Here is a 23,887-nt window from a genome sequence, read left to right on the forward strand (position 1 = left end):
GAGTTGCCGGGCTCCTGACGTGACCTGATTGCAGGAATGGCGCTATTCTGGTGCATACCCTGGAGTATACCCATACCAATAAAGGATTACCTCTAAATTGCCAGGGAGGTAACGGTTAGTGGGTGGACGAAGCAGGGATGCGTCAGCACCGTGAAAAATCACACCTTTTTTACGTTTTGCATCTACTCATTAAGAGTGATGGCTTTTTTTTCGCCGCAAAACCTCCCACTTTTCCTTTGATTTATATCAACTTACCGCCGCCCTAAAGCCCTAATGTTTGCAGCATCATTCGAGAATCAGAGGTGTCTATGAGTCACTCTTCCGCTCCCGAAAGGGAAACTGGTGCCGTTATTACAGACTGGCGTCCAGAGGATCCGGCGTTCTGGCAACAGCGCGGCCACCGTATAGCAAGTCGTAATCTGTGGATTTCCGTGCCATGTCTGTTACTGGCGTTTTGCGTCTGGATGTTGTTCAGTGCGGTTGCGGTTAACCTGCCAAAAGTGGGCTTTACCTTTACCACCGATCAGCTGTTTATGTTGACTGCGTTGCCGTCGCTTTCAGGCGCACTGCTGCGCGTTCCTTACGCGTTTATGGTGCCGGTCTTTGGTGGTCGTCGCTGGACGGCTTTCAGTACCGGGATCATGATCGTGCCGTGCGTGTGGCTCGGTTTTGCGGTGCAGGATACCTCTACACCGTTTAGCGTGTTCGTGATTATCTCTCTGCTGTGCGGCTTTGCGGGGGCGAACTTTGCGTCCAGTATGGCAAACATCAGCTTCTTCTTCCCGAAAGCGAAGCAGGGTGGTGCGCTGGGCATTAACGGCGGTCTGGGTAACATGGGCGTGAGCGTGATGCAGCTGATTGCTCCGCTGGCGATCTCGGTCTCCATCTTCGCGGCGTTTGGCGGCGGCGGTGTGACGCAGCCCGACGGTTCAGTGCTGTTCCTGCAAAATGCCTCCTGGATTTGGGTACCGTTCCTGGTGGTCTTTACCCTGGCGGCATGGTTCTTCATGAACGACCTGTCCGCGTCCAAAGCGTCCCTGAGCGAGCAGCTGCCGGTTCTGAAACGTGGCCACCTGTGGGTAATGGCACTGCTGTATCTGGCGACCTTCGGCTCGTTCATCGGTTTCTCCGCAGGCTTTGCCATGCTGTCGAAAACCCAGTTCCCGGACGTACAGATCCTTCAGTTTGCCTTCTTCGGTCCGTTTATTGGTGCGCTGGCACGTTCGCTGGGCGGGATGATCTCCGACCGTCTGGGTGGAACGCGCGTTACGCTGGTGAACTTTGTATTGATGGCCATCTTCTGTGCGCTACTGTTCCTGACGCTGCCTGCGGGTGGTGAGGGAGGTAACTTCTTTGCCTTCTTCGGCGTCTTCATGGTGCTGTTCCTGACCGCCGGGCTGGGCAGTGCGTCTACTTTCCAGATGATCTCTGTCATCTTCCGCAAGCTGACCATGGACCGCGTGAAAGCGCAGGGCGGGAGCGACGAGCAGGCGATGCGTGAAGCCGCCACCGATACCGCTGCGGCGCTTGGGTTTATCTCTGCGATTGGCGCGATTGGCGGCTTCTTTATTCCAAAAGCGTTCGGTATCTCACTGGATCTGACCGGCTCTCCGGCGGGTGCGATGAAGGTATTCCTCATCTTCTATATCGCCTGTGTGGTCATCACCTGGCTGGTATATGGCCGTAATACCAAGAAAAACAAGTAAGCTTGATTATCCGTTTGCGCGGCCTGAGTGCCGCGCTTTTTTTAATCGCTTAATAGTTACAACATACTAATAGCGTTTCCCGTAGTCGCACGCAGGTAACGCTGTGATCGCCATCGCTTTACAGGTGTCTCTACCCCTTAATACCTAAGATGTTAAATTTTGCTCCGCTTATTGTACGATAAATAAAATATATCCATATAAATCATTGAGTTAAAAAATATTAACAGCTACCGCTTTGGTGGTATTTGATCTAATACCCCCCTTCAGAGACCCCCTCCGTCTTGATCGTTATCAATTCTCACCATCTTTCATAGCGTTACCTTCGCTGCAAATCAGCAATGTCGATTTAGAGAGCCACAGGCTCCACACAGGAGATACCCGATGAGCAAATTTTTGGACCGGTTTCGCTACTTCAAACAGAAGGGTGAAACTTTTGCCGATGGGCACGGCCAGGTTCTGGATACCAACCGGGACTGGGAAGACGGTTACCGTCAACGCTGGCAGCATGACAAAGTTGTCCGTTCTACCCACGGTGTAAACTGCACTGGCTCATGTAGCTGGAAGATTTTCGTTAAAAACGGTCTGGTGACCTGGGAAATGCAGCAGACCGACTATCCGCGTACCCGTCCGGATATGCCGAACCATGAACCGCGCGGCTGCCCGCGTGGGGCCAGCTACTCCTGGTATCTCTACAGCGCCAACCGTCTGAAATACCCGCTGATGCGTAAACGCCTGATGAAAATGTGGCGTGAAGCGAAAGTGCAGCACAGCGATCCGGTTGATGCCTGGGCATCCATCATCGAGGACGCCGACAAAGCGAAAAGCTTCAAACAGGCGCGTGGTCGCGGTGGTTTCGTTCGTTCTTCCTGGAAAGAGGTGAACGAGCTGATTGCGGCCTCCAACGTCTATACCGTGAAAACTTACGGTCCTGACCGCGTGGCAGGCTTCTCGCCAATCCCGGCAATGTCGATGGTCTCTTACGCCTCCGGCGCGCGCTACCTTTCACTTATCGGCGGTACCTGTCTGAGCTTCTACGACTGGTACTGCGACCTGCCGCCAGCGTCGCCGCAGACCTGGGGCGAACAGACCGACGTGCCGGAGTCCGCTGACTGGTACAACTCCAGCTACATCATCGCCTGGGGCTCTAACGTTCCGCAGACCCGTACCCCTGATGCGCACTTCTTTACCGAAGTACGTTACAAAGGGACCAAAACCGTTGCCGTGACCCCGGACTACGCCGAAATCGCCAAACTGTGCGACCTGTGGCTGGCACCGAAACAGGGTACTGATGCCGCCATGGCGCTGGCGATGGGCCACGTCATGTTGCGTGAATTCCACCTCGACAAGCCAAGCCAGTATTTCACCGATTACGTGCGTCGCTACACCGACATGCCAATGCTGGTGATGCTTGAAGAGCGTGACGGCTATTACGCCGCTGGCCGTATGCTGCGTGCTGCGGATCTTGTGGACGCGCTGGGTCAGGAAAACAACCCGGAGTGGAAAACGGTCGCCTGCAACAGCAACGGCGAGCTGGTGGCACCAAACGGTTCTATCGGCTTCCGCTGGGGCGAAAAAGGCAAATGGAACCTGGAACAGCGTAACGGCAACACGGGTGAAGAGACAGAACTTCGCCTCAGCATGCTGGGCAGCCAGGACGAAATCGCCGATGTCGGCTTCCCGTACTTTGGTGGTGAAGGTTCCGAGCACTTCAACAAGGTTGAGCTGCAAAACGTTCTGATGCACAAACTGCCGGTTAAGCGCTTGCAACTGGCGGACGGTTCTACCGCTCTGGTCACTACGGTCTACGATCTGACCATGGCGAACTATGGCCTGGAGCGCGGTCTGAACGACGAAAACTGCGCGACCAGCTATGACGACGTGAAGGCTTATACACCAGCCTGGGCGGAGCAGATCACCGGTGTGCCACGCGCCCAAATCACCCGTATCGCCCGCGAATTTGCGGAAAACGCAGACAAAACTCACGGTCGCTCCATGATCATCGTCGGTGCCGGTCTGAACCACTGGTATCACCTCGATATGAACTATCGCGGCCTGATCAACATGCTGATCTTCTGTGGCTGCGTCGGGCAGAGCGGCGGCGGCTGGGCGCACTACGTGGGCCAGGAAAAACTGCGTCCGCAGACCGGCTGGCAGCCGCTGGCGTTTGCCCTTGACTGGCAGCGTCCGGCTCGTCACATGAACAGCACCTCCTACTTCTATAACCACTCCAGCCAGTGGCGCTATGAGACGGTGACCGCGCAGGAGCTACTGTCGCCGATGGCGGATAAATCCCGCTACAGCGGCCACCTGATTGACTTCAACGTGCGCGCTGAACGCATGGGCTGGCTGCCGTCTGCACCGCAGTTGGGCACTAACCCGCTGCGCATTGCAGAAGCGGCGAAGAAAGCGGGCATGTCACCGGTGGACTACACCGTGAAATCGCTGAAGGATGGCTCAATCCGTTTTGCGGCAGAACAGCCTGAGAACGGCAAAAACCATCCGCGTAACCTGTTCATCTGGCGCTCCAACCTGCTGGGTTCGTCCGGTAAAGGCCATGAGTACATGCTGAAATACCTGCTTGGTACCGAAAACGGTATTCAGGGTAAAGATCTCGGCAAGCAGGGCGGCGTGAAGCCGGAAGAGGTGGAGTGGAAAGACAACGGTCTCGACGGCAAGCTGGATCTGGTGGTGACCCTCGACTTCCGTCTGTCCAGCACCTGCCTGTACTCGGACATCGTGCTGCCAACCGCGACCTGGTACGAAAAAGACGACATGAATACCTCGGATATGCATCCGTTTATTCATCCGCTGTCTGCGGCAGTTGACCCGGCGTGGGAATCAAAAAGCGACTGGGAAATCTATAAAGACATCGCGAAGAAATTCTCCGAAGTCTGTGTAGGGCACCTGGGCAAAGAGACCGACGTGGTGACGCTGCCAATCCAGCACGACTCCGCTGCCGAACTGGCGCAGCCGCTTGACGTGAAGGACTGGAAAAAAGGCGAATGCGACCTGATCCCGGGCGTGACCGCGCCGCACATTATTCCGGTTGAACGTGATTACCCGGCTACGTACGAGCGCTTTACCTCCATCGGCCCGCTGATGGAGAAAATCGGTAACGGCGGCAAAGGCATCGCCTGGAACACCCAGAGCGAAATGGACCTGCTGCGCAAGCTCAATTACACCAAAGCGGACGGCCCGGCCAAAGGCCAGCCAATGCTGAACACGGCAATTGATGCAGCGGAAATGATCCTGACCCTGGCACCGGAAACCAATGGCCACGTGGCGGTAAAAGCGTGGGCGGCTCTGAGTGAATTTACCGGCCGTGACCATACGCATCTGGCGAAGAATAAAGAAGAAGAGAAAATCCGCTTCCGCGATATTCAGGCTCAGCCGCGCAAGATTATCTCCAGCCCGACCTGGTCTGGCCTCGAAGATGAACATGTGTCCTATAACGCCGGATACACCAACGTTCATGAGCTGATCCCATGGCGCACGCTCTCTGGCCGTCAGTCTCTGTATCAGGATCACCAGTGGATGCGTGACTTCGGTGAAAGCCTGCTGGTTTACCGTCCGCCAATCGATACCCGCTCCGTGAAAGCGGTGATGGGGGCGAAATCAAACGGTAACCCTGAGAAGGCGCTGAACTTCCTGACGCCGCACCAGAAGTGGGGTATCCACTCCACCTACAGCGACAACCTGCTGATGCTGACGCTGTCGCGCGGGGGGCCGATCGTCTGGATGAGCGAAGCGGACGCCAAAGATCTGGGTATCGAAGATAACGACTGGATCGAAGTGTTCAACAGCAACGGTGCCCTGACGGCACGTGCGGTGGTGAGCCAGCGTGTACCAGCCGGGATGACCATGATGTACCACGCGCAGGAACGTATCGTTAACCTGCCGGGTTCAGAGATCACCGAGCAGCGCGGCGGTATTCACAACTCTGTGACCCGTATTACGCCGAAACCGACGCATATGATCGGCGGCTATGCCCAACTGGCCTACGGCTTTAACTACTACGGCACTGTAGGATCAAACCGCGATGAGTTCGTGGTGGTACGTAAGATGAAGAATATTAACTGGTTAGATGGCGAAGGTAATGACCAGGTACAGGAGAGCGTAAAATGAAAATTCGTTCACAAGTCGGCATGGTGCTGAATCTGGATAAATGCATCGGCTGTCATACCTGCTCAGTCACCTGTAAAAACGTCTGGACCAGCCGTGAAGGTATGGAGTACGCCTGGTTCAACAACGTGGAAAGTAAGCCGGGCACCGGCTTCCCGACCGACTGGGAAAACCAGGAGAAGTGGAAGGGCGGCTGGATCCGTAAAATCAACGGCAAACTGCAACCGCGCATGGGTAACCGTGCGATGCTGCTCGGTAAAATCTTTGCTAACCCGCATCTGCCGGGCATCGACGATTACTACGAGCCGTTTGATTACGACTATCAGAACCTGCACAACGCGCCGGAAAGCAAACACCAGCCGATCGCCCGTCCTCGCTCGCTGATCACCGGTAAGCGCATGGACAAAATTACCAGCGGTCCAAACTGGGAGGAAATTCTGGGCGGCGAGTTCGAAAAACGCGCCAAAGACCAGAACTTCGAGAACATGCAGAAGGCGATGTACGGCCAGTTCGAAAACACTTTCATGATGTATCTGCCGCGCCTGTGCGAACACTGCCTTAACCCGGCGTGCGTGGCGACCTGCCCAAGCGGCGCCATCTACAAGCGTGAAGAAGATGGCATTGTGCTGATCGACCAGGACAAGTGCCGCGGCTGGCGTATGTGCATCACCGGCTGCCCGTACAAAAAAATCTACTTTAACTGGAAGAGCGGTAAGTCTGAGAAGTGTATCTTCTGCTACCCGCGTATCGAAGCCGGTATGCCGACCGTCTGCTCAGAGAGCTGCGTAGGGCGTATCCGCTACCTCGGCGTGCTGCTGTACGACGCGGATGCGATTGAAAATGCCGCAAGCACCGAGAACGAGAAAGATCTGTATCAGCGTCAGCTGGACGTCTTCCTCGATCCGAACGATCCGAAGGTGATCGAGCAGGCGCTGAAAGACGGTATTCCGCAGAGCGTGATTGACGCCGCACAGCAGTCCCCGGTGTACAAAATGGCGATGGACTGGAAGCTGGCGCTGCCGCTGCACCCGGAATACCGCACGTTGCCGATGGTCTGGTACGTGCCGCCGCTGTCTCCGATTCAGTCTGCGGCTGACGCAGGTGAACTGGGCAGCAACGGCATTCTGCCGGACGTGGAAAGCCTGCGTATTCCGGTTCAGTATCTGGCCAACCTGCTGACGGCCGGGGATACCCAGCCGGTGCTGCTGGCGCTGAAACGTATGCTGGCGATGCGTCACTTCAAACGTGCGGAAACCGTTGACGGCGTTAACGATACCCGCGCGCTGGAAGAGGTCGGCCTGACCGAAGCGCAGGCGCAGGAGATGTACCGCTATCTGGCAATCGCTAACTACGAAGATCGTTTCGTGGTGCCGAGCAGTCACCGCGAGCTGGCTCGCGAGGCCTTCCCGGAGAAAAGTGGGTGTGGCTTTACCTTTGGCGACGGTTGCCACGGGTCAGACAGCAAATTCAACCTGTTCAACAGCCGCCGCATCGACGCGATGGATGTGACCAGCAAAACGGAGCCGCACCAATGATTGAACTCGTCATTGTTTCGCGTCTGCTCGAGTACCCTGATGCTGCGCTTGTGCAGCATCAGCAGGAACTCTTTGATGCACTCGCGTCATCTGAAAACCTGGATAAAGAGGATGCCCAGACGCTGGGCATTTTCCTCCGCGACCTGCTGGCGCGCGATCTTCTTGATGCGCAGGCGGACTACAGCCAGCTGTTTGACCGTGGTCGTGCCACGTCTCTATTGCTGTTCGAACACGTTCACGGTGAATCCCGCGACCGTGGTCAGGCGATGGTGGATCTGATGGCCCAGTACGAGCAGCACGGTTTGCAACTCGACAGCCGCGAGCTGCCGGATCACCTGCCTCTGTACCTGGAATATCTGGCGCAGCTGCCGAAAGAGGAAGCGCTGGGCGGGTTGCAGGACATCGCTCCCATTCTGGCGTTGCTCGGCGCACGTCTCCAGCAACGTGAGAGCAATTATGCAGTCCTGTTCGATCTGCTGGTGAAACTGGCTAACGCCTCGGTTGACAGTCAAAAAGTGGCGGAAAAAATTGCGGATGAAGCCCGTGACGACACCCCACAAGCACTGGATGCCGTCTGGGAAGAAGAGCAGGTGAAATTCTTTGCTGACCAGAGCTGTGGCGAATCTGAAATCTCCGCGCATCAGCGTCGTTTTGCCGGAGCGGTGGCTCCGCAATATTTGAATATCTCTAACGGAGGACAGCACTAATGCACTTCCTGAATATGTTCTTCTTTGACATTTACCCGTATATCGCGGGCACCGTGTTCCTGGTGGGAAGCTGGCTGCGTTATGACTATGGCCAGTACACCTGGCGTGCTGCCTCCAGCCAGATGCTGGATCGTAAAGGGATGAACCTGGCGTCAAACCTGTTCCACATCGGGATTTTGGGTATTTTCGCCGGTCATTTCCTGGGGATGCTGACGCCGCACTGGATGTACGAAGCGTGGCTGCCGATTGAAGTGAAGCAGAAGATGGCGATGCTCGCCGGTGGCGCCTGCGGCGTGATGACCCTGGTGGGTGGGCTGCTGCTGCTGAAACGCCGTCTGTTCAGCCCACGCGTGCGGGCTACCACGACCGGAGCGGACATCCTGATCCTCTCCCTGCTGATGGTGCAGTGTGCGCTGGGTCTGCTGACCATTCCATTCTCTGCGCAGCATATGGACGGCAGCGAGATGATGAAGCTGGTGGGATGGGCGCAGTCTGTCGTGACCTTCCGCGGTGGTGCCTCTGAGCATCTGGACGGCGTGGCGTTCATCTTCCGCGTTCACCTGGTGCTGGGTATGACCCTGTTTGTGCTGTTCCCGTTCTCTCGCCTGGTGCACATCTGGAGTGCGCCGGTGGAGTACCTGACGCGCAAATATCAGATCGTGCGTGCTCGTCGCTGATTCGCTGTATTGATACAACCCCGCATTTGCGGGGTTTTTTTTGTCCTGGAACCAGGGTTTCGTGCGGATGCCGGGTGGCGGCTGCGCCTTACCCGGCCTACGGAATTCACTATGCTCGGATCGAACCCTGGTCGAAGCTTCTCATCTTTCCCCGCATGGGAGAACCATAGGGCATTGTGCTTTTGGAGAGTGCTAAAGAATCTGGAAGTGATGGTGGTGGGGGAAGGATTCGAACCTTCGAAGTCGATGACGGCAGATTTACAGTCTGCTCCCTTTGGCCGCTCGGGAACCCCACCAGGGGTAATTCATATTTTGAGGTAAAGCTGGAGATGGTGGTGGGGGAAGGATTCGAACCTTCGAAGTCGATGACGGCAGATTTACAGTCTGCTCCCTTTGGCCGCTCGGGAACCCCACCACGGGGTAATGCTTTTAACTGGCCTGCTTCCTGCTGGAAGCGGGGCGCATCATATCAAATGAGACGCCCCTGTAAAGCATTCCTTTAGGAAAATGAAGCTGTTTGCCTGCTTTTTATCCGTAAAGGCGTAAAGCTAATCAATTCATTTTCCGAAGGATTAAAGAATAATCGTTCTGTTGCCGTACACAAAGACGCGCTGAGCAAGTACCTGATAAAGCGCACGGCTCAGTACGTTCTTCTCAACGTCACGGCCAGCTCGCATCATATCTTCTGCCGTGTAGGTGTGATCCACGTGGATCACGTCCTGCATGATGATTGGGCCTTCGTCCAGATTATCATTCACGTAGTGCGCGGTTGCGCCAATGATCTTCACCCCACGCTCGTACGCCTGGTGGTACGGACGCGCGCCAATAAAGGCTGGCAGGAAGGAGTGGTGGATGTTGATAATTTTGTTCGGGAAGCGCGCCACGAAGGATGGCGTCAGCACGCGCATGTATTTTGCCAGCACCACGTAGTCCGGGTTATGTGCTTCAATCGCAGCAGCCATCAGGTTGTCGTGCTCTTCGCGGGTATGACCTTCATGGCTGACCAGTTCAAACGGAATGTCGAAACGTTCAACCAGCGTACGCAGCGTCTCGTGGTTGCCAATGACGGCGGCAATTTCGACGTCCAGGCCACCGTAGTTGGCTTTCATCAGCAGATCGCCCAGGCAGTGCGCCTCTTTGGTGACCAGAATGACAATGCGGCGACGACCCGCCGGGTTTAGCTCGCGCACCGAGCCTTCCGGCAGGGCGCTGTCCAGATCGGCAAGCAGGGTTGTGTCGTTGAAAATACCTTCCAGCTCGGTACGCATAAAGAAGCGACCGGTACGGTGGTCAACGAACTCGTTGTTCTGCACGATATTCAGTTCATGCTTGTAGCAAATGTTGGTAATTCGTGCGATCAGTCCTTTTTGATCGGGACAGATAGTGCGCAGAACTTTACGTTGTAATGATTGCATCGCCGGGAAATCCTGTTTATGTATTTGCGAAGTCTGAGTTGTCAGGCATTACTGCCGCAACACTTTTTAAATTTTTTTCCTGAACCACAGGGGCAGGGATCGTTACGACCGAATTGCGGACGTGTGCCGTCAATATAATACCATTGCCCGCTGTCCTTTAAGAACCGTGAGCGTTCAATGATGGCGCCGGGTTTGTTTTGTTCGCTAAAGCGGGCGACAAAACTGACATAGCCCTCGTTGGCATCGCGGCCGGGAGCGGCATCAAAGACGGTAAGGCCCAGCCAGACGGTGTTGGCAAATCCGGCTTCAATCTCTTGTCGAAAATCGGCAGCAACACAGGACGGATGCCAGGTTTTAATCAGGTAGTCTGCGTTTTTGATCACAAAAGCAGTATACCGCGAGCGCATAAGGTGTGACGGGTCTGGTGCAACCTGCTCGCCAGAAAGATATCGCTGGCAACATAGGCTATACTCCAGAGCGCTACCACAGGGGCAGAGTTGAGACACGATTCTCTTCCTGGAACAAAAAATAAGGCGTTAAACGCTTAAGGTAGCAATATGTTAACTGAGCAGGTGCGTTGACGCTATGTCGGGAATCCAGGGGAAGTAAAACAGGGCTAATGAGAAAGGTAAAAATTGGACTGGCGTTGGGCTCAGGTGCAGCCCGGGGTTGGTCACATATTGGCGTTATCAATACCTTAAACCAGATGGGGATTGACGTTGATATTGTCGCAGGATGTTCTATCGGGTCGCTGGTCGGATCCGCGTACGCCTGCGGTAAGCTCCCGCAGCTTGAAAGCTGGGTGCGCTCCTTTAGTTACTGGGATGTACTGCGCCTGATGGATCTCTCCTGGCAGCGTGGCGGCCTGCTGCGCGGCGAACGCGTATTCAATCAGTTTCGTAAGATAATGCCCCTCGCTGACTTCAGCCACTGCCAAATGCCTTTCGGCGCCGTTGCAACCAACCTCAGTACGGGCAGGGAGTTATGGCTCACCGAAGGGGATATTCATCTCGCCGTTCGCGCATCCTGTAGCATGCCTGGGTTAATGGCGCCTGTGCCTCATAATGGCTACTGGCTCGTTGATGGCGGTGTGGTGAATCCTGTGCCCATCTCTCTGACGCGCGCCATGGGGGCAGATATCGTCATTGCAGTGGATTTACAGCACGACGCTCACCTTATGCAGCAGGATTTGATGCCGGTTAATCTTCAGAGCGATGATGCGGAAGAAGAGAAACTTGCCTGGCATGCGCGTTTACGCGGCAGAATAGGGCGCCTGACTGCCCGTCGCACGGTGACCGCGCCGAACGCCATTGAAATCATGACGACCTCCATTCAAATTCTTGAGAATCGCCTGAAGCGAAACCGTATGGCTGGCGATCCTCCGGATATTCTTATTCAGCCCTATTGTCCACAAATCTCTACCCTTGATTTCCACCGGGCTGAGGCCGCCATAGCAGCGGGCTCGTTAGCCGTCGAAAAGAAAATAGATGAACTGTTGCCTTTTGTGCGTACAGCACGTTAAGCACTTTTTTGATTACTTCAGCAAAATCTGACAGGCGATAGTACCAATAGCATGCCACTATTGAGTAACTGTCAGCCAGGGGAGGAACCATGACACAGCCATTGGCCGGAAAACATATTTTGATAGTAGAAGACGAGCCCGTTTTCCGATCGCTACTGGATTCGTGGTTATCCTCACTGGGTGCAACCACGTCCCTTGCCGAAGATGGCGTCGAGGCACTGGAAAAAATGGCCAGCATGGCGCCTGATCTGATGATCTGCGATCTCGAGATGCCGCGCATGGACGGATTAATGCTGGTGGAAAATCTGCGTAACGAAGGTTATCAGACACCGATACTGGTGATCTCGGCAACCGAAAATATGGCGGATATTGCTAAGGCGTTGCGTTTGGGTGTGCAGGATATCCTGCTCAAACCGGTTAAAGATTTAAACCGACTGCGTGAAACGGTGTTGGCCTGCCTGTATCCCAATATGTTTAATTCCCGGGTGGAAGAAGAAGAACGTCTTTTCCAGGACTGGGATGCTTTAGTCAGTAATCCGCTCGCGGCCGCGAAGCTGCTTCAGGAACTTCAGCCGCCGGTGCAGCAAAATATCTCTCATTGCAGAGTAAATTATCGCCAGCTGGTAGCGGCTGACCAGCCTGGACTGGTGCTGGATATTGCGCCGCTATCAGATTCCGACCTCGCTTTTTATTGCCTGGATGTTACCCGAGCGGGAGATAACGGCGTTCTGGCGGCCTTATTACTCCGTGCGCTGTTTAATGGATTGCTACAGGAACAATTATCCCATCAGGGGCAACGACTTCCTGAGTTAGGCAGTTTACTAAAACAGGTCAACCAACTTTTTCGCCAGGCCAATTTGCCGGGGCAGTTCCCGCTTCTGGTTGGCTATTATCACAGCGGGTTGAATAACCTTATTCTGGTCTCTGCTGGATTAAATGCCACGCTGAATACCGGCGAACACCATATACAGGTGAGTAACGGTGTGCCGTTGGGAACGTTGGGTAATACTTACCTTAATCAAATTAGCCATCGCTGCACCTCCTGGCAGTGCCAAATTTGGGGTGCCGGTGGGCGGTTACGCTTAATGTTGTCCACGGAGTAAGCAGTCAGATTTTATTTTTCAGATTGCTTTACCTGTGTTTTTGCTGACAGTGCTACTATCGCTGCAAGTTTCATGCGTATTTGTCTTAATTGATCGGCAACGCGTTCTTTTCAGACCCGTATTAGTGGCTGAGACTGTATACTCAACGCGTTATTCAATGCATAAAAGTTCAAAACTTGAACAGTTCAGGAGAATTTCAATGGCTGCCCTAAATTCGAAAGTCAGAAAGGCCGTTATCCCGGTGGCGGGATTGGGTACCAGGATGTTGCCAGCGACGAAGGCAATCCCAAAAGAGATGCTGCCTCTGGTTGATAAGCCATTAATCCAGTATGTCGTGAATGAGTGTATTGCGGCAGGTATCACCGAAATTGTACTGGTGACGCATTCATCTAAAAACTCTATCGAAAACCATTTCGATACCAGTTTCGAACTCGAAGCAATGCTGGAAAAACGCGTAAAGCGCCAGCTGCTGGAGGAAGTGCAGTCTATTTGCCCTCCACACGTTACCATTATGCAGGTTCGTCAGGGCCTGGCGAAGGGCCTGGGGCACGCAGTATTGTGTGCACATCCGGTAGTGGGTGATGAGCCGGTCGCGGTTATTCTGCCAGACGTGATCCTTGATGAGTATGAGTCCGATCTTTCCCAGGAAAACCTGGCGGAAATGATTAAACGCTTCGACGAAACCGGCAGCAGCCAGATTATGGTTGAGCCAGTCGACGATGTGACTGCTTACGGTGTGGTTGACTGCAAAGGTGTTGCCCTGCAACCTGGTGAAAGCGTACCAATGGTTGGCGTTGTTGAAAAACCTAAAGCGGACGTCGCGCCGTCTAATCTTGCTGTCGTTGGCCGTTACGTACTGAGTGCTGAAATCTGGGCGCTGCTGGCCAAAACGCCTCCGGGTGCGGGCGATGAAATCCAGCTGACGGATGCTATCGATATGCTGATCGAGAAAGAGACCGTGGAAGCCTACCATATGAAAGGTAAGAGCCATGACTGCGGTAATAAGCTCGGTTATATGCAGGCATTCGTCGAATATGGCATTCGCCATAACAGCCTGGGTGAAGAATTTAAAGCCTGGCTCAAAGGTAGCGTGGGTATTAAGTAATAAACTCACGGACCAGTGAACAAGACCGGTGTGGCGATGCCCACCGGTTTTTTTATGCCTGTCGATCCGTAATTGGCTGGAGATTGTCAAGGACGTTAAATAGTGAGCCAGGCAATATGACAGAATGTAAGGAGATGTTTGGGGAATATTATGGGCATAAAAAATCCCGCATTAAGCGGGATTTTTCAGAATCTTTCCAGATTAATCCTTGATCAGGAAGTCATCCAGTTGTTTACCTTGTTCGTCCATAGCTTTCTTGATTACAGCAGGAGTACGACCCTGGCCGGTCCAGGTTTTCTCTTCGCCGTTCTCGTCGATGTAGCTATATTTAGCAGGACGTGCTGCGCGTTTTGCTTTGGTACCGGTTTTAGCCGCAGCCATGCTGTTCAGCAATTCGTTTGGATCGATACCATCGGCAATCAGCATTTCGCGATACTGTTGCAGTTTACGTGTACGTTCTTCGATTTCAGCCGCTGCTGCGCTTTCTTCTTCACGACGTTCGTTAACGACAACTTCTAATTTTTCGAGCATCTCTTCAAGCGTTTCGAGGGTACATTCTCTTGCCTGCGCACGAAGAGTACGGATGTTGTTCAGAATTTTAAGTGCTTCGCTCATTGTAGTAATCTCAAACTTATAATGGGGGTGGGTTTGTTGTCCTAATAATAGAGCGTTAATTTCACTTGTGCAATAGGTTGGAATGTAAGGAATTCAAAAAATACAAAATTAATGACGCTATTATTAATTACGCTAACTTAAATTTCATTGTTTGCTGGGGCGATGAGATATCGTTTCAAACGGCAAAAGCGCGTCATTTGCATGTTTGTTTTGTGACTTTTACCTCAGGAATTATAGTTGCGGTTGATAAATATCAGCCTTTCGTATTACTCCGGCTAAGCGCAGCGAACAGAAGAATAGTTAATAAATAGTGAATTTTAAAGATTGCAGAAGCCACTATAAAAAGAAGTGTTATCTCCGGTGTCGAGCTCGCCTTATTGTCCGTGCTAAAAGCCTTTACTGTCTGTTTTAACGCATTATTTTGCGCTATCAACGAAGAGTTTATTGGTGCAGAACAGCCTGGAGCACGCAGCCCGCCGCTGATGACAATACAAAATATGGTACAATGATCCATCGGGAATATTACACATTGATTAGGATTCTTCGGCCAATGGCACAACTTTATTTCTACTATTCGGCAATGAATGCAGGGAAATCGACGGCGTTACTGCAATCCTCATACAATTATCAGGAGCGGGGGATGCGTACCGTTGTTTATACCGCCGAAATCGACGATCGCTTTGGGGCAGGGAAGGTAAGCTCAAGAATAGGGCTCTCGTCGCCTGCAAGGCTGTTTAACCCTGAAACGGACCTGCTTGAGGACATTCGTGCCCAGCATGCCTCTAAGCCTGTCCATTGCGTGCTGGTAGATGAAAGCCAGTTCCTGACCCGCGAGCAGGTCCATGCGCTTTCAGAGGTCGTTGATGAGCTGGATATTCCCGTTCTTTGCTATGGATTACGCACTGACTTTCGCGGTGAGTTATTTGCCGGTAGCCAGTATCTGCTCGCCTGGTCGGATAAGCTGGTTGAGCTGAAAACTATCTGCTTTTGTGGCCGCAAGGCAAGTATGGTTCTTCGCCTGGACCAGTCGGGTAAGCCTTATGCTGATGGCGAGCAGGTGGTGATAGGGGGCAATGAACGTTATGTCTCGGTCTGCCGCAAGCATTATAAAGAGGCGCTGGCTGTAGGCTCGCTGACGGCGTTACAGGGCGACAATCGCAAATAAAAAAAATGTCTTACGGATCCTCAGATATAAAAAAACCCGCCAGCGGCGGGTTTTTTTTCACACTGTCAATCAAGCATTTTTCTTCGCTTTCTTGTCAGCCTTTACAACTGCGGGGATGTCAACTTTTACGGCAGCGACATCGCTTTCAGTGAAGTTACGACCGTAATAGGTATCCAGCAGGATCTGTTTCAGTTCGGAAATCAGTGGGTAGCGCGGGTTAGCACCAGTACACTGGTCATCGAATGCATCTTCAGACAGCTTATCTACGTGAGCGAGGAAGTCAGCTTCCTGAACGCCTGCTTCGCGGATAGATTTAGGAATACCCAGTTCAGCCTTCAGGCTTTCCAGCCATGCCAGCAGTTTCTCGATCTTCGCTGCAGTACGGTCGCCCGGTGCGCTCAGACCCAGGTGGTCTGCGATTTCAGCGTAGCGACGACGAGCTTGCGGACGGTCGTACTGGCTGAATGCAGTCTGCTTGGTTGGGTTGTCGTTGGCGTTATAGCGGATAACGTTGCTGATCAACAGGGCGTTCGCCAGACCGTGAGGAATGTGGAACTGTGAACCCAGCTTGTGCGCCATGGAGTGACAGACACCCAGGAAGGCGTTAGCAAATGCAATGCCCGCGATGGTTGCCGCACTGTGTACACGTTCACGAGCTACAGGGTTTTTCGAACCTTCGTTGTAAGAAGCTGGCAGGTTTTCTTTCAGCAGTTTCAGTGCCTGTAAAGCCTGACCGTCAGAGAACTCAGAAGCCAGTACGGAAACGTAAGCTTCCAGGGCGTGAGTTACCGCATCCAGACCACCGAACGCACACAGTGATTTCGGCATTTCCATGACCAGGTTGGCGTCAACGATAGCCATATCTGGCGTCAGTGCGTAGTCAGCCAGCGGATATTTCTGACCCGTTGCGTCATCAGTCACAACAGCAAATGGCGTCACTTCTGATCCGGTACCGGAAGTGGTGGTGACGGCGATCATTTTCGCTTTCACGCCCATTTTCGGGAACTTGTAGATACGTTTACGGATATCCATAAAGCGCAGCGCCAGTTCTTCGAAGTGGGTTTCCGGATGCTCGTACATGACCCACATAATTTTCGCGGCGTCCATTGGGGAACCGCCACCCAGTGCGATGATCACATCAGGTTTGAAGGAGTTAGCCAGTTCAGCGCCTTTACGTACAACGCTCAGGGTTGGGTCAGCTTCAACTTCAAAAAAGACTTCAGTTTCGACGCCAGACGCTTTCAGAACAGAGGTGATCTGGTCTGCATAGCCATTGTTGAACAGGAAACGGTCAGTCACGATGAGCGCACGTTTGTGGCCATCAGTAATCACTTCGTCCAGCGCGATTGGCAGAGAGCCGCGGCGGAAGTAGATAGATTTCGGAAGTTTGTGCCACAACATGTTTTCAGCTCGCTTAGCAACGGTTTTCTTGTTGATCAGGTGTTTTGGACCAACGTTTTCAGAGATGGAGTTACCACCCCAGGAACCACAACCCAGAGTCAGGGAAGGTGCGAGTTTGAAGTTATACAGGTCACCGATACCACCCTGAGAAGCAGGGGTGTTGATCAGGATACGTGCCGTCTTCATCTTCTGACCGAAGTAAGCAACACGCTCTGGCTGGTTATCCTGGTCGGTGTACAGGCAAGAGGTGTGGCCGATACCGCCCATCGCCACCAGCTTCTCTGCTTTTTCTACCGCGTCATCGAAATCTTTCGCACGGTACATTGCCAGTGTCGGGGACAGTTTTTCGTGAGCAAACGGCTCACTTTCATCAACGACTTTCACTTCACCAATCAGAATCTTGGTGGAAGCAGGGACGCTAAAGCCGGCGAGTTCAGCGATTTTATACGCTGGCTGACCTACGATAGCTGCGTTCAGTGCACCATTTTTCAGAATCACGTCCTGAACGGCTTTCAGTTCTTTACCTTGCAACAGGTAGCCGCCGTGGCTGGCGAAACGTTCACGAACGGCGTCGTATACCGAATCAACCACGACAACAGACTGTTCAGATGCACAGATAACGCCGTTATCGAAGGTTTTCGACATCAGCACAGAGGCAACTGCACGCTTGATATCTGCCGTTTCGTCGATCACAACAGGAGTATTACCTGCGCCTACGCCGATGGCTGGTTTACCGGAGCTGTATGCTGCTTTAACCATACCAGGACCGCCGGTCGCCAGGATTAGGTTAATGTCCGGGTGATGCATCAGGGCATTGGACAGTTCAACAGAAGGTTGGTCGATCCAACCGATCAGATCTTTTGGCGCACCCGCAGCAATGGCAGCCTGAAGCACGATATCCGCTGCTTTGTTGGTGGCGTCTTTCGCACGTGGATGCGGGGAGAAAATGATTGCGTTACGTGTTTTCAGACTGATAAGAGATTTGAAGATGGCGGTAGAGGTTGGGTTAGTGGTTGGAACGATACCGCAAATAATGCCGATGGGTTCAGCGATAGTGATGGTGCCAAAAGTGTCGTCTTCTGACAGCACACCGCAGGTTTTCTCATCTTTATAGGCGTTGTAGATATACTCTGAAGCAAAGTGGTTTTTGATCACTTTATCTTCAACGATACCCATACCGGATTCGGCAACGGCCATTTTAGCGAGAGGGATTCGAGCATCTGCAGCAGCCAGAGCGGCCGCGCGGAAGATTTTATCAACCTGTTCTTGGGTGAAATTGGCATATTCACGCTGGGCTTTTTTCACGCGCTCGACGAGGGCGTTCAGTTCAGCGATATTGGTAACAGCCATAATGCTCTCCTGATAATGTTTAAACTCTTTTAGTAAACCAGCGCTCGATACGTCTGACAGTATAGTCAGAGCCGATCCCACTTGCGTAACACACAGTAAAACAAAGGATTACTCACTGCTTCCGCTCACTAATTTACTAAAAGAGCCTTACCTTAGCATCATACCTTTTTGATAGGTGATCTCCCTGGCGGCGTAACCAAGATTACTCACTTCTGAGTACGAAAATTATGATCAAGATCAATTTTGTCCTAAGCTGATACCTTTCAGCAGGGTTATTTTGTGCTAATTATTCCAGTGTTAAATAATTAAGTAACTATTGGAAGTGGCGCTATCATTGAGTATACAAATGTTTAACATCATGAATTGATAACGTTTTAGAACAGATTTCTGGTGAAGTGTGCGGCTAAAAAGCGTATCTTCAGCGCGGATTTATCATTACACGCTGTCTCTCCCTGACCATGCTTAATTGCGGAGCTTAATGTGATTCAAACGCTCTTTGATTTCCCTACATATTTCAAGTTTTTTATTGGCTTGTTTGCCCTGGTCAACCCGGTAGGGATTATCCCTGTCTTCATCAGTATGACCAGCTATCAGACAGCCGCCGCGCGAAATAAAACCAACCTGACGGCAAACCTGTCGGTGGCGATTATCTTGCTTACGTCTCTTTATCTGGGGGACGCCATTCTTCAGGTCTTCGGCATCTCGATTGATTCGTTCCGAATAGCAGGCGGGATCCTGGTGGTGACGATTGCCATGTCGATGATCAGCGGCAAGCTGGGGGAGGATAAACAGAATAAGCAGGAAAAATCAGAGACAGCTATCCGCGAGAGCATCGGCGTGGTGCCACTGGCACTGCCGCTGATGGCGGGCCCGGGGGCAATCAGTTCTACCATTGTATGGGGAACACGCTATCACAGCCTGATGCACCTGATTGGCTTCTCTGTCGCCATTGCCCTGTTCGCACTTTGCTGCTGGGGCGTATTTCGTATGGCGCCATGGCTGGTTCGTTTGCTGGGACAAACGGGCATCAACGTGATTACCCGTATCATGGGTCTGTTGTTAATGGCGTTAGGCATCGAATTTATCGTTACCGGTATAAAAAGTATATTCCCCGGATTAGTACACTGACTTTCGTTTGAAAGAGCGGAGCCAGCGGCTCCGTTTTTTTACGTGAATATCAGCAAATCATATAAATAAAGTTGAAATACGCACCAGCCATAATAAGTTCTACTAATAACCCTCTTTTGTTGATTTTCAAGAGGTTGTTTATTTTCAGTTTGCTTCTCTGCCCATAAATCCTTCAAACGCTCTGTTATTTTACTCACATGATACTCTGGGGCTTGCTGACAGATAACCGAAATGATATTAGTAATTTCGACGCTGACCCAGACGAATGTGCTAAATAATAACCAGATGTTAAATTTTCGTGAAAAATCGTCCGAATTTGTCATGTCATCGCACCAGTCACGAGAGAACTCTACAACTGAATGTATTGTAAGGGTTTTACTTGTTTTTGGCGTGAAAGGTGGTCGGCGGCATAGCTACGCCTGACTCCGTAAAAGAGAAATGCTTAACAAATTTGCAAAATGTATTGGCGAGAGTTGGCACCATTTGGTACTTTCCGGCCTTATATTTTGCGGCATTAAACAAGTTGATGAGAACTATTTTCATATAGACCTCACTTAAGCTTTCCAGCACACCTCACTGACAGGGGAGAGGTGTAAAGAATCGACGCAAGATCGCCGTACGAGCGGTCAGTAATAATGAAGTCGATGATAGCAAGAAGTAAAAAAAGAACCTGACAGCAGCAAAAAAAACTCCTGCGCTGTACAGGCCCCAACAGGGGATTACACAACTGGCGAAGGCCAGTCATAATAATGAGTGGAGTATCAACACAATGTCCATCATCACAAAAAAAAGTCTGGTAGCGGCGGGGATTTTAACTGCGCTAATCGCGGGCAACGCTGCAATGGCTGCGGACGTTCCTGCTGGTGTTCAGCTGGCTGAGAAGCAAACGCTGGTACGTAATAACGGTGCGGAAGTGCAGTCTCTTGATCCGCACAAAATTGAAGGTGTTCCAGAGTCTAACGTTAACCGCGATCTGTTTGAAGGTCTGCTGGTGACTGACGTAGACGGCCACCCGGCTCCGGGCGTGGCGGAAAAATGGGACAACAAAGATTTTAAAGTCTGGACCTTCCATCTGCGTAAAGATGCCAAATGGTCTGACGGTACGCCGGTTACCGCCGAAGATTTCGTCTATAGCTGGCAGCGTCTGGCGGATCCGAATACCGCCTCCCCGTACGCGAGTTACCTCCAGTATGGCCATATCGCCAATATTGATGACATCATCACGGGTAAAAAGCCAGTAACCGACCTGGGCGTAAAAGCCATCGATGCCAACACTTTTGAAGTGACGTTGAGCGAACCTGTTCCGTACTTCTATAAGTTGCTGGTTCACCCGTCCGTTTCTCCGGTACCAAAATCCGCGGTAGAAAAATTTGGTGAAAAATGGACGCAGCCTGCGAATATCGTGACCAACGGTGCATATAAGCTGAAGGACTGGGTCGTTAACGAGCGTATGGTGCTGGAGCGCAACCCGCAGTATTGGGATAATGCCAAGACGGTTATCAATCAGGTCACCTACCTGCCAATCTCTTCTGAGGTAACGGACGTAAACCGCTACCGCAGCGGCGAAATCGACATGACCTATAACAACATGCCGATTGAACTGTTCCAGAAGCTGAAAAAAGAGATCCCGAAAGAAGTTCACGTCGATCCGTATCTGTGCACCTACTATTATGAAATTAACAACCAGAAAGCACCGTTCACCGACGTACGTGTTCGTACCGCACTGAAGCTGGCTCTGGATCGCGACATTATCGTGAATAAAGTGAAGAATCAGGGCGACCTGCCGGCTTACAGCTACACCCCGCCTTACACCGACGGTATGAAGCTGGTTGAACCTGAATGGTTCAAATGGTCCCAGGAAAAACGTAATGAAGAAGCGAAAAAGCTGCTGGCTGAAGCGGGCTATACCGCCGACAAGCCGCTGACGTTTAGTCTGCTGTACAACACCTCCGATCTGCATAAAAAACTGGCTATTGCCGTCGCGTCAATCTGGAAGAAAAATCTCGGCGTGAACGTGAAGCTGGAAAATCAGGAATGGAAAACCTTCCTCGATACGCGCCATCAGGGAACCTTTGACGTGGCACGTGCAGGATGGTGTGCGGACTATAACGAACCGACCTCATTCCTGAACACCATGCTCAGCGACAGTTCGAACAATACCGCACACTATAAGAGCCCGGCGTTTGATAAGCTGATTGGCGATACCCTGAAAGTGGCAGATGACGCCCAGCGCGCCGATCTGTACGCGAAATCAGAACAACAGCTCGATAAAGACTCTGCGATCGTTCCGGTTTACTACTACGTTAACGCCCGCCTCGTGAAACCATGGGTAGGGGGTTATACCGGTAAAGACCCGTTGGATAATATTTCCGTTAAGAATCTTTATATTATCAAGCATTAATGGCAATACGTGGGGCGAGCGAGCTTGCCCCACTGTGTCTATTTTGTAACATTCATCAGGCACACGCCAGAAGGTACGGGCAATGTTGAAATTTATCCTGCGTCGCTGTCTTGAAGCGATTCCAACGTTATTTATTCTAATTACAATTTCCTTCTTTATGATGCGTCTTGCGCCGGGCAGTCCTTTTACCGGTGAACGCACGCTTCCGCCAGAAGTTATGGCCAACATCGAAGCGAAATATCATTTAAACGATCCTATCACTACGCAGTACTTCAACTATCTGAAGCAACTTGCACACGGTGATTTTGGTCCGTCATTCAAATATAAAGACTATTCCGTTAACGACCTGGTGGCGTCCAGCTTCCCGGTATCGGCTAAATTAGGGGCTGCTGCATTTATCCTGGCCGTTGTTCTCGGTGTCACTGCGGGCGTTATCGCCGCACTAAAACAAAATACCCGATGGGATTACGCCGTAATGGGGGTCGCAATGACCGGGGTGGTTATCCCCAGCTTCGTTGTCGCGCCGTTGCTGGTCATGATATTCGCGATAACCCTTAAATGGCTGCCCGGGGGCGGCTGGAATGGCGGGGCGCTGAAGTTCATGATATTGCCGATGGTGGCATTATCTCTGGCCTACATTGCCAGTATCGCCCGTATTACGCGTGGTTCAATGATTGAAGTCCTGCATTCGAACTTTATCCGTACCGCCCGAGCGAAAGGGTTGCCGATGCGCCGGATTATTTTCCGTCACGCTCTCAAGCCTGCACTGTTACCGGTGCTCTCCTATATGGGTCCTGCATTCGTCGGCATTATTACGGGTTCAATGGTGATTGAAACCATTTATGGCCTGCCGGGCATCGGGCAGTTGTTTGTTAACGGGGCGCTTAACCGAGACTATTCGCTGGTGCTGAGCCTGACGATCCTCGTGGGCGCGCTGACCATTCTGTTTAATGCCGTTGTCGATGTGCTGTATGCCGTTATCGATCCGAAAATCCGTTACTAACTGGAGCACGCCATGATGTTGAGTAAGAAAAACAGCGAGGCGCTGGAAAACTTCAGTGAAAAGCTGGAGGTCGAAGGTCGTAGCCTTTGGCAGGACGCCCGCCGTCGTTTTATGCATAACCGTGCCGCCGTTGCCAGCCTGGTCGTGCTGGTGCTTATCGCGCTTTTCGTAACCCTTGCGCCAATGCTCTCTCAGTTCACCTATTTCGATACGGACTGGGGCATGATGTCCAGCGCGCCGGATATGGAATCCGGGCACTATTTCGGTACCGACTCCTCCGGGCGTGATTTGCTGGTGCGTGTGGCGATTGGCGGCCGTATCTCCCTGATGGTTGGCATCGCAGCGGCGCTGGTGGCGGTAATTGTCGGCACGCTTTACGGTTCGCTTTCCGGTTACCTCGGCGGGAAAGTGGACTCCGTGATGATGCGTATGCTTGAAATCCTGAACTCCTTCCCGTTCATGTTCTTCGTCATTCTGCTGGTGACCTTCTTTGGTCAAAATATCCTGCTGATCTTCGTGGCGATCGGGATGGTGTCCTGGCTGGATATGGCGCGTATTGTGCGCGGCCAGACGCTGAGCCTTAAACGTAAGGAGTTTATCGAAGCCGCACAGGTTGGTGGCGTTTCTACCGCCAATATTGTGGTGCGTCATATCGTTCCTAACGTGCTGGGCGTGGTGGTGGTATACGCCTCCCTGCTGGTGCCAAGTATGATCTTGTTTGAATCTTTCCTGAGCTTCCTGGGATTAGGTACGCAAGAGCCGTTGAGTAGCTGGGGCGCTCTGTTAAGTGACGGCGCAAACTCCATGGAAGTGTCACCGTGGTTACTGCTGTATCCGGCGGGCTTCCTGGTCGTCACCCTGTTCTGTTTCAACTTTATCGGCGATGGCCTGCGTGATGCCCTCGACCCGAAAGACCGTTAAGGAGCGCCGTC

Annotated in this window: 17 protein-coding genes and 2 tRNA genes; 13 read left to right on the forward strand and 6 right to left on the reverse strand. The window is 52.2% G+C overall.

Annotated elements, in window-relative coordinates; genetic code table 11:
* Positions 1 to 308: 308 nt before the first annotated feature.
* From ACOTX2_RS06500 to narI, 5 genes are all read left to right on the forward strand, one after another.
* Complete coding sequence (locus tag ACOTX2_RS06500; protein WP_063147211.1) at positions 309 to 1,706, forward strand: NarK family nitrate/nitrite MFS transporter; 1,398 nt, start codon at positions 309 to 311, stop codon at positions 1,704 to 1,706.
* 381 nt (positions 1,707 to 2,087) lie between these two features.
* Positions 2,088 to 5,831, forward strand: a complete 3,744-nt coding sequence (locus tag ACOTX2_RS06505) for a nitrate reductase subunit alpha (protein ID WP_046619563.1) — start codon at positions 2,088 to 2,090, stop codon at positions 5,829 to 5,831.
* Positions 5,828 to 7,363: a nitrate reductase subunit beta gene (gene narH / locus ACOTX2_RS06510; protein WP_032624103.1), complete on the forward strand. Its 1,536-nt coding sequence runs from the start codon at positions 5,828 to 5,830 to the stop codon at positions 7,361 to 7,363. The genes ACOTX2_RS06505 and narH overlap by 4 nt, the downstream gene beginning before the upstream one ends.
* Entirely contained in the window at positions 7,360 to 8,070 is a 711-nt protein-coding gene (narJ, locus tag ACOTX2_RS06515; RefSeq protein ID WP_022648360.1) for a nitrate reductase molybdenum cofactor assembly chaperone, read from the forward strand. Before narH ends, narJ begins: the two co-directional genes overlap by 4 nt.
* Positions 8,070 to 8,747, forward strand: a complete 678-nt coding sequence (narI, locus tag ACOTX2_RS06520) for a respiratory nitrate reductase subunit gamma (protein WP_022648359.1) — start codon at positions 8,070 to 8,072, stop codon at positions 8,745 to 8,747. Before narJ ends, narI begins: the two co-directional genes overlap by 1 nt.
* 211 nt (positions 8,748 to 8,958) lie before the next feature.
* Here narI and ACOTX2_RS06525 read toward each other — a convergent pair.
* From ACOTX2_RS06525 to ACOTX2_RS06540, 4 genes are all read right to left on the reverse strand, one after another.
* Positions 8,959 to 9,043, reverse strand: a tRNA-Tyr gene (locus ACOTX2_RS06525).
* A gap of 34 nt (positions 9,044 to 9,077) precedes the next feature.
* Positions 9,078 to 9,162, reverse strand: a tRNA-Tyr gene (locus ACOTX2_RS06530).
* A gap of 157 nt (positions 9,163 to 9,319) precedes the next feature.
* Positions 9,320 to 10,162, reverse strand: a complete 843-nt coding sequence (gene purU / locus ACOTX2_RS06535; RefSeq protein WP_003856715.1) for a formyltetrahydrofolate deformylase — start codon at positions 10,160 to 10,162, stop codon at positions 9,320 to 9,322.
* 41 nt (positions 10,163 to 10,203) lie between these two features.
* The gene (locus ACOTX2_RS06540) at positions 10,204 to 10,668 is read right to left on the reverse strand and encodes a YchJ family protein (protein WP_063147213.1); all 465 of its coding nucleotides are present in this window, start codon (positions 10,666 to 10,668) and stop codon (positions 10,204 to 10,206) included.
* 113 nt (positions 10,669 to 10,781) lie between these two features.
* Between ACOTX2_RS06540 and rssA the strand changes: the two genes are divergently transcribed.
* The 3 genes from rssA (at position 10,782) to galU (ending at position 13,892) form a co-directional block, all read left to right on the forward strand.
* The gene (gene rssA, locus ACOTX2_RS06545; protein WP_022648357.1) at positions 10,782 to 11,684 is read left to right on the forward strand and encodes a patatin-like phospholipase RssA; all 903 of its coding nucleotides are present in this window, start codon (positions 10,782 to 10,784) and stop codon (positions 11,682 to 11,684) included.
* A gap of 89 nt (positions 11,685 to 11,773) precedes the next feature.
* The gene (gene rssB / locus ACOTX2_RS06550; RefSeq protein WP_003856721.1) at positions 11,774 to 12,787 is read left to right on the forward strand and encodes a two-component system response regulator RssB; all 1,014 of its coding nucleotides are present in this window, start codon (positions 11,774 to 11,776) and stop codon (positions 12,785 to 12,787) included.
* Positions 12,788 to 12,986: 199 nt separating this feature from the next.
* Entirely contained in the window at positions 12,987 to 13,892 is a 906-nt protein-coding gene (galU, locus tag ACOTX2_RS06555; RefSeq protein ID WP_022648355.1) for a UTP--glucose-1-phosphate uridylyltransferase GalU, read from the forward strand.
* A gap of 201 nt (positions 13,893 to 14,093) precedes the next feature.
* Here the strand turns inward: galU and hns are convergent, their stop codons facing one another.
* Positions 14,094 to 14,507 (reverse strand): histone-like nucleoid-structuring protein H-NS, encoded by a 414-nt coding sequence (hns, locus tag ACOTX2_RS06560; protein WP_003856724.1) that lies wholly within the window; start codon positions 14,505 to 14,507, stop codon positions 14,094 to 14,096.
* Positions 14,508 to 15,057: 550 nt separating this feature from the next.
* Between hns and tdk the strand changes: the two genes are divergently transcribed.
* Positions 15,058 to 15,672 carry a thymidine kinase gene (gene tdk, locus ACOTX2_RS06565; protein WP_032622434.1) on the forward strand — a complete coding sequence of 205 codons (615 nt, stop codon included), beginning with the start codon at positions 15,058 to 15,060 and terminating at the stop codon, positions 15,670 to 15,672.
* A gap of 69 nt (positions 15,673 to 15,741) precedes the next feature.
* Here tdk and adhE read toward each other — a convergent pair whose 3' ends face one another.
* A complete protein-coding gene (gene adhE, locus ACOTX2_RS06570) occupies positions 15,742 to 18,423 on the reverse strand; it encodes a bifunctional acetaldehyde-CoA/alcohol dehydrogenase (RefSeq protein WP_063147215.1) in 2,682 nt (893 codons plus the stop codon).
* A 480-nt stretch (positions 18,424 to 18,903) separates the two neighbouring features.
* Here adhE and ACOTX2_RS06575 point away from each other — a divergent pair, with 480 nt between their 5' ends.
* The 4 genes from ACOTX2_RS06575 (at position 18,904) to oppC (ending at position 23,876) form a co-directional block, all read left to right on the forward strand.
* Positions 18,904 to 19,551 (forward strand): YchE family NAAT transporter, encoded by a 648-nt coding sequence (locus ACOTX2_RS06575; protein WP_017384236.1) that lies wholly within the window; start codon positions 18,904 to 18,906, stop codon positions 19,549 to 19,551.
* A gap of 769 nt (positions 19,552 to 20,320) precedes the next feature.
* Positions 20,321 to 21,952, forward strand: a complete 1,632-nt coding sequence (gene oppA / locus ACOTX2_RS06580) for an oligopeptide ABC transporter substrate-binding protein OppA (protein ID WP_023300277.1) — start codon at positions 20,321 to 20,323, stop codon at positions 21,950 to 21,952.
* A gap of 82 nt (positions 21,953 to 22,034) precedes the next feature.
* On the forward strand, positions 22,035 to 22,955 hold the full coding sequence (oppB, locus tag ACOTX2_RS06585; RefSeq protein ID WP_003856738.1) for an oligopeptide ABC transporter permease OppB: 921 nt from the start codon (positions 22,035 to 22,037) through the stop codon (positions 22,953 to 22,955).
* 12 nt (positions 22,956 to 22,967) lie between these two features.
* Positions 22,968 to 23,876: an oligopeptide ABC transporter permease OppC gene (oppC, locus tag ACOTX2_RS06590; RefSeq protein WP_015570372.1), complete on the forward strand. Its 909-nt coding sequence runs from the start codon at positions 22,968 to 22,970 to the stop codon at positions 23,874 to 23,876.
* Positions 23,877 to 23,887: the final 11 nt, after the last annotated feature.

The sequence above is a fragment of the Enterobacter cloacae complex sp. IR5412 genome (genome assembly GCF_049237385.1).
In the GTDB taxonomy this organism is placed as follows: Bacteria; Pseudomonadota; Gammaproteobacteria; order Enterobacterales; family Enterobacteriaceae; genus Enterobacter; species Enterobacter intestinihominis.

Excerpts from the sequence above, each read along its gene's own strand:
- ACOTX2_RS06500 (WP_063147211.1), top strand. The coding sequence starts at position 309 with ATGAGTCACTCTTCCGCTCCCGAAAGGGAAACTGGTGCCGTTATTACA.
- ACOTX2_RS06505 (WP_046619563.1), top strand. The coding sequence starts at position 2,088 with ATGAGCAAATTTTTGGACCGGTTTCGCTACTTCAAACAGAAGGGTGAA.
- narH (WP_032624103.1), top strand. The coding sequence starts at position 5,828 with ATGAAAATTCGTTCACAAGTCGGCATGGTGCTGAATCTGGATAAATGC.
- narJ (WP_022648360.1), top strand. The coding sequence starts at position 7,360 with ATGATTGAACTCGTCATTGTTTCGCGTCTGCTCGAGTACCCTGATGCT.
- narI (WP_022648359.1), top strand. The coding sequence starts at position 8,070 with ATGCACTTCCTGAATATGTTCTTCTTTGACATTTACCCGTATATCGCG.
- purU (WP_003856715.1), bottom strand. The coding sequence starts at position 10,162 with ATGCAATCATTACAACGTAAAGTTCTGCGCACTATCTGTCCCGATCAA.
- rssA (WP_022648357.1), top strand. The coding sequence starts at position 10,782 with ATGAGAAAGGTAAAAATTGGACTGGCGTTGGGCTCAGGTGCAGCCCGG.
- rssB (WP_003856721.1), top strand. The coding sequence starts at position 11,774 with ATGACACAGCCATTGGCCGGAAAACATATTTTGATAGTAGAAGACGAG.
- galU (WP_022648355.1), top strand. The coding sequence starts at position 12,987 with ATGGCTGCCCTAAATTCGAAAGTCAGAAAGGCCGTTATCCCGGTGGCG.
- hns (WP_003856724.1), bottom strand. The coding sequence starts at position 14,507 with ATGAGCGAAGCACTTAAAATTCTGAACAACATCCGTACTCTTCGTGCG.
- tdk (WP_032622434.1), top strand. The coding sequence starts at position 15,058 with ATGGCACAACTTTATTTCTACTATTCGGCAATGAATGCAGGGAAATCG.
- adhE (WP_063147215.1), bottom strand. The coding sequence starts at position 18,423 with ATGGCTGTTACCAATATCGCTGAACTGAACGCCCTCGTCGAGCGCGTG.
- oppA (WP_023300277.1), top strand. The coding sequence starts at position 20,321 with ATGTCCATCATCACAAAAAAAAGTCTGGTAGCGGCGGGGATTTTAACT.
- oppB (WP_003856738.1), top strand. The coding sequence starts at position 22,035 with ATGTTGAAATTTATCCTGCGTCGCTGTCTTGAAGCGATTCCAACGTTA.
- oppC (WP_015570372.1), top strand. The coding sequence starts at position 22,968 with ATGATGTTGAGTAAGAAAAACAGCGAGGCGCTGGAAAACTTCAGTGAA.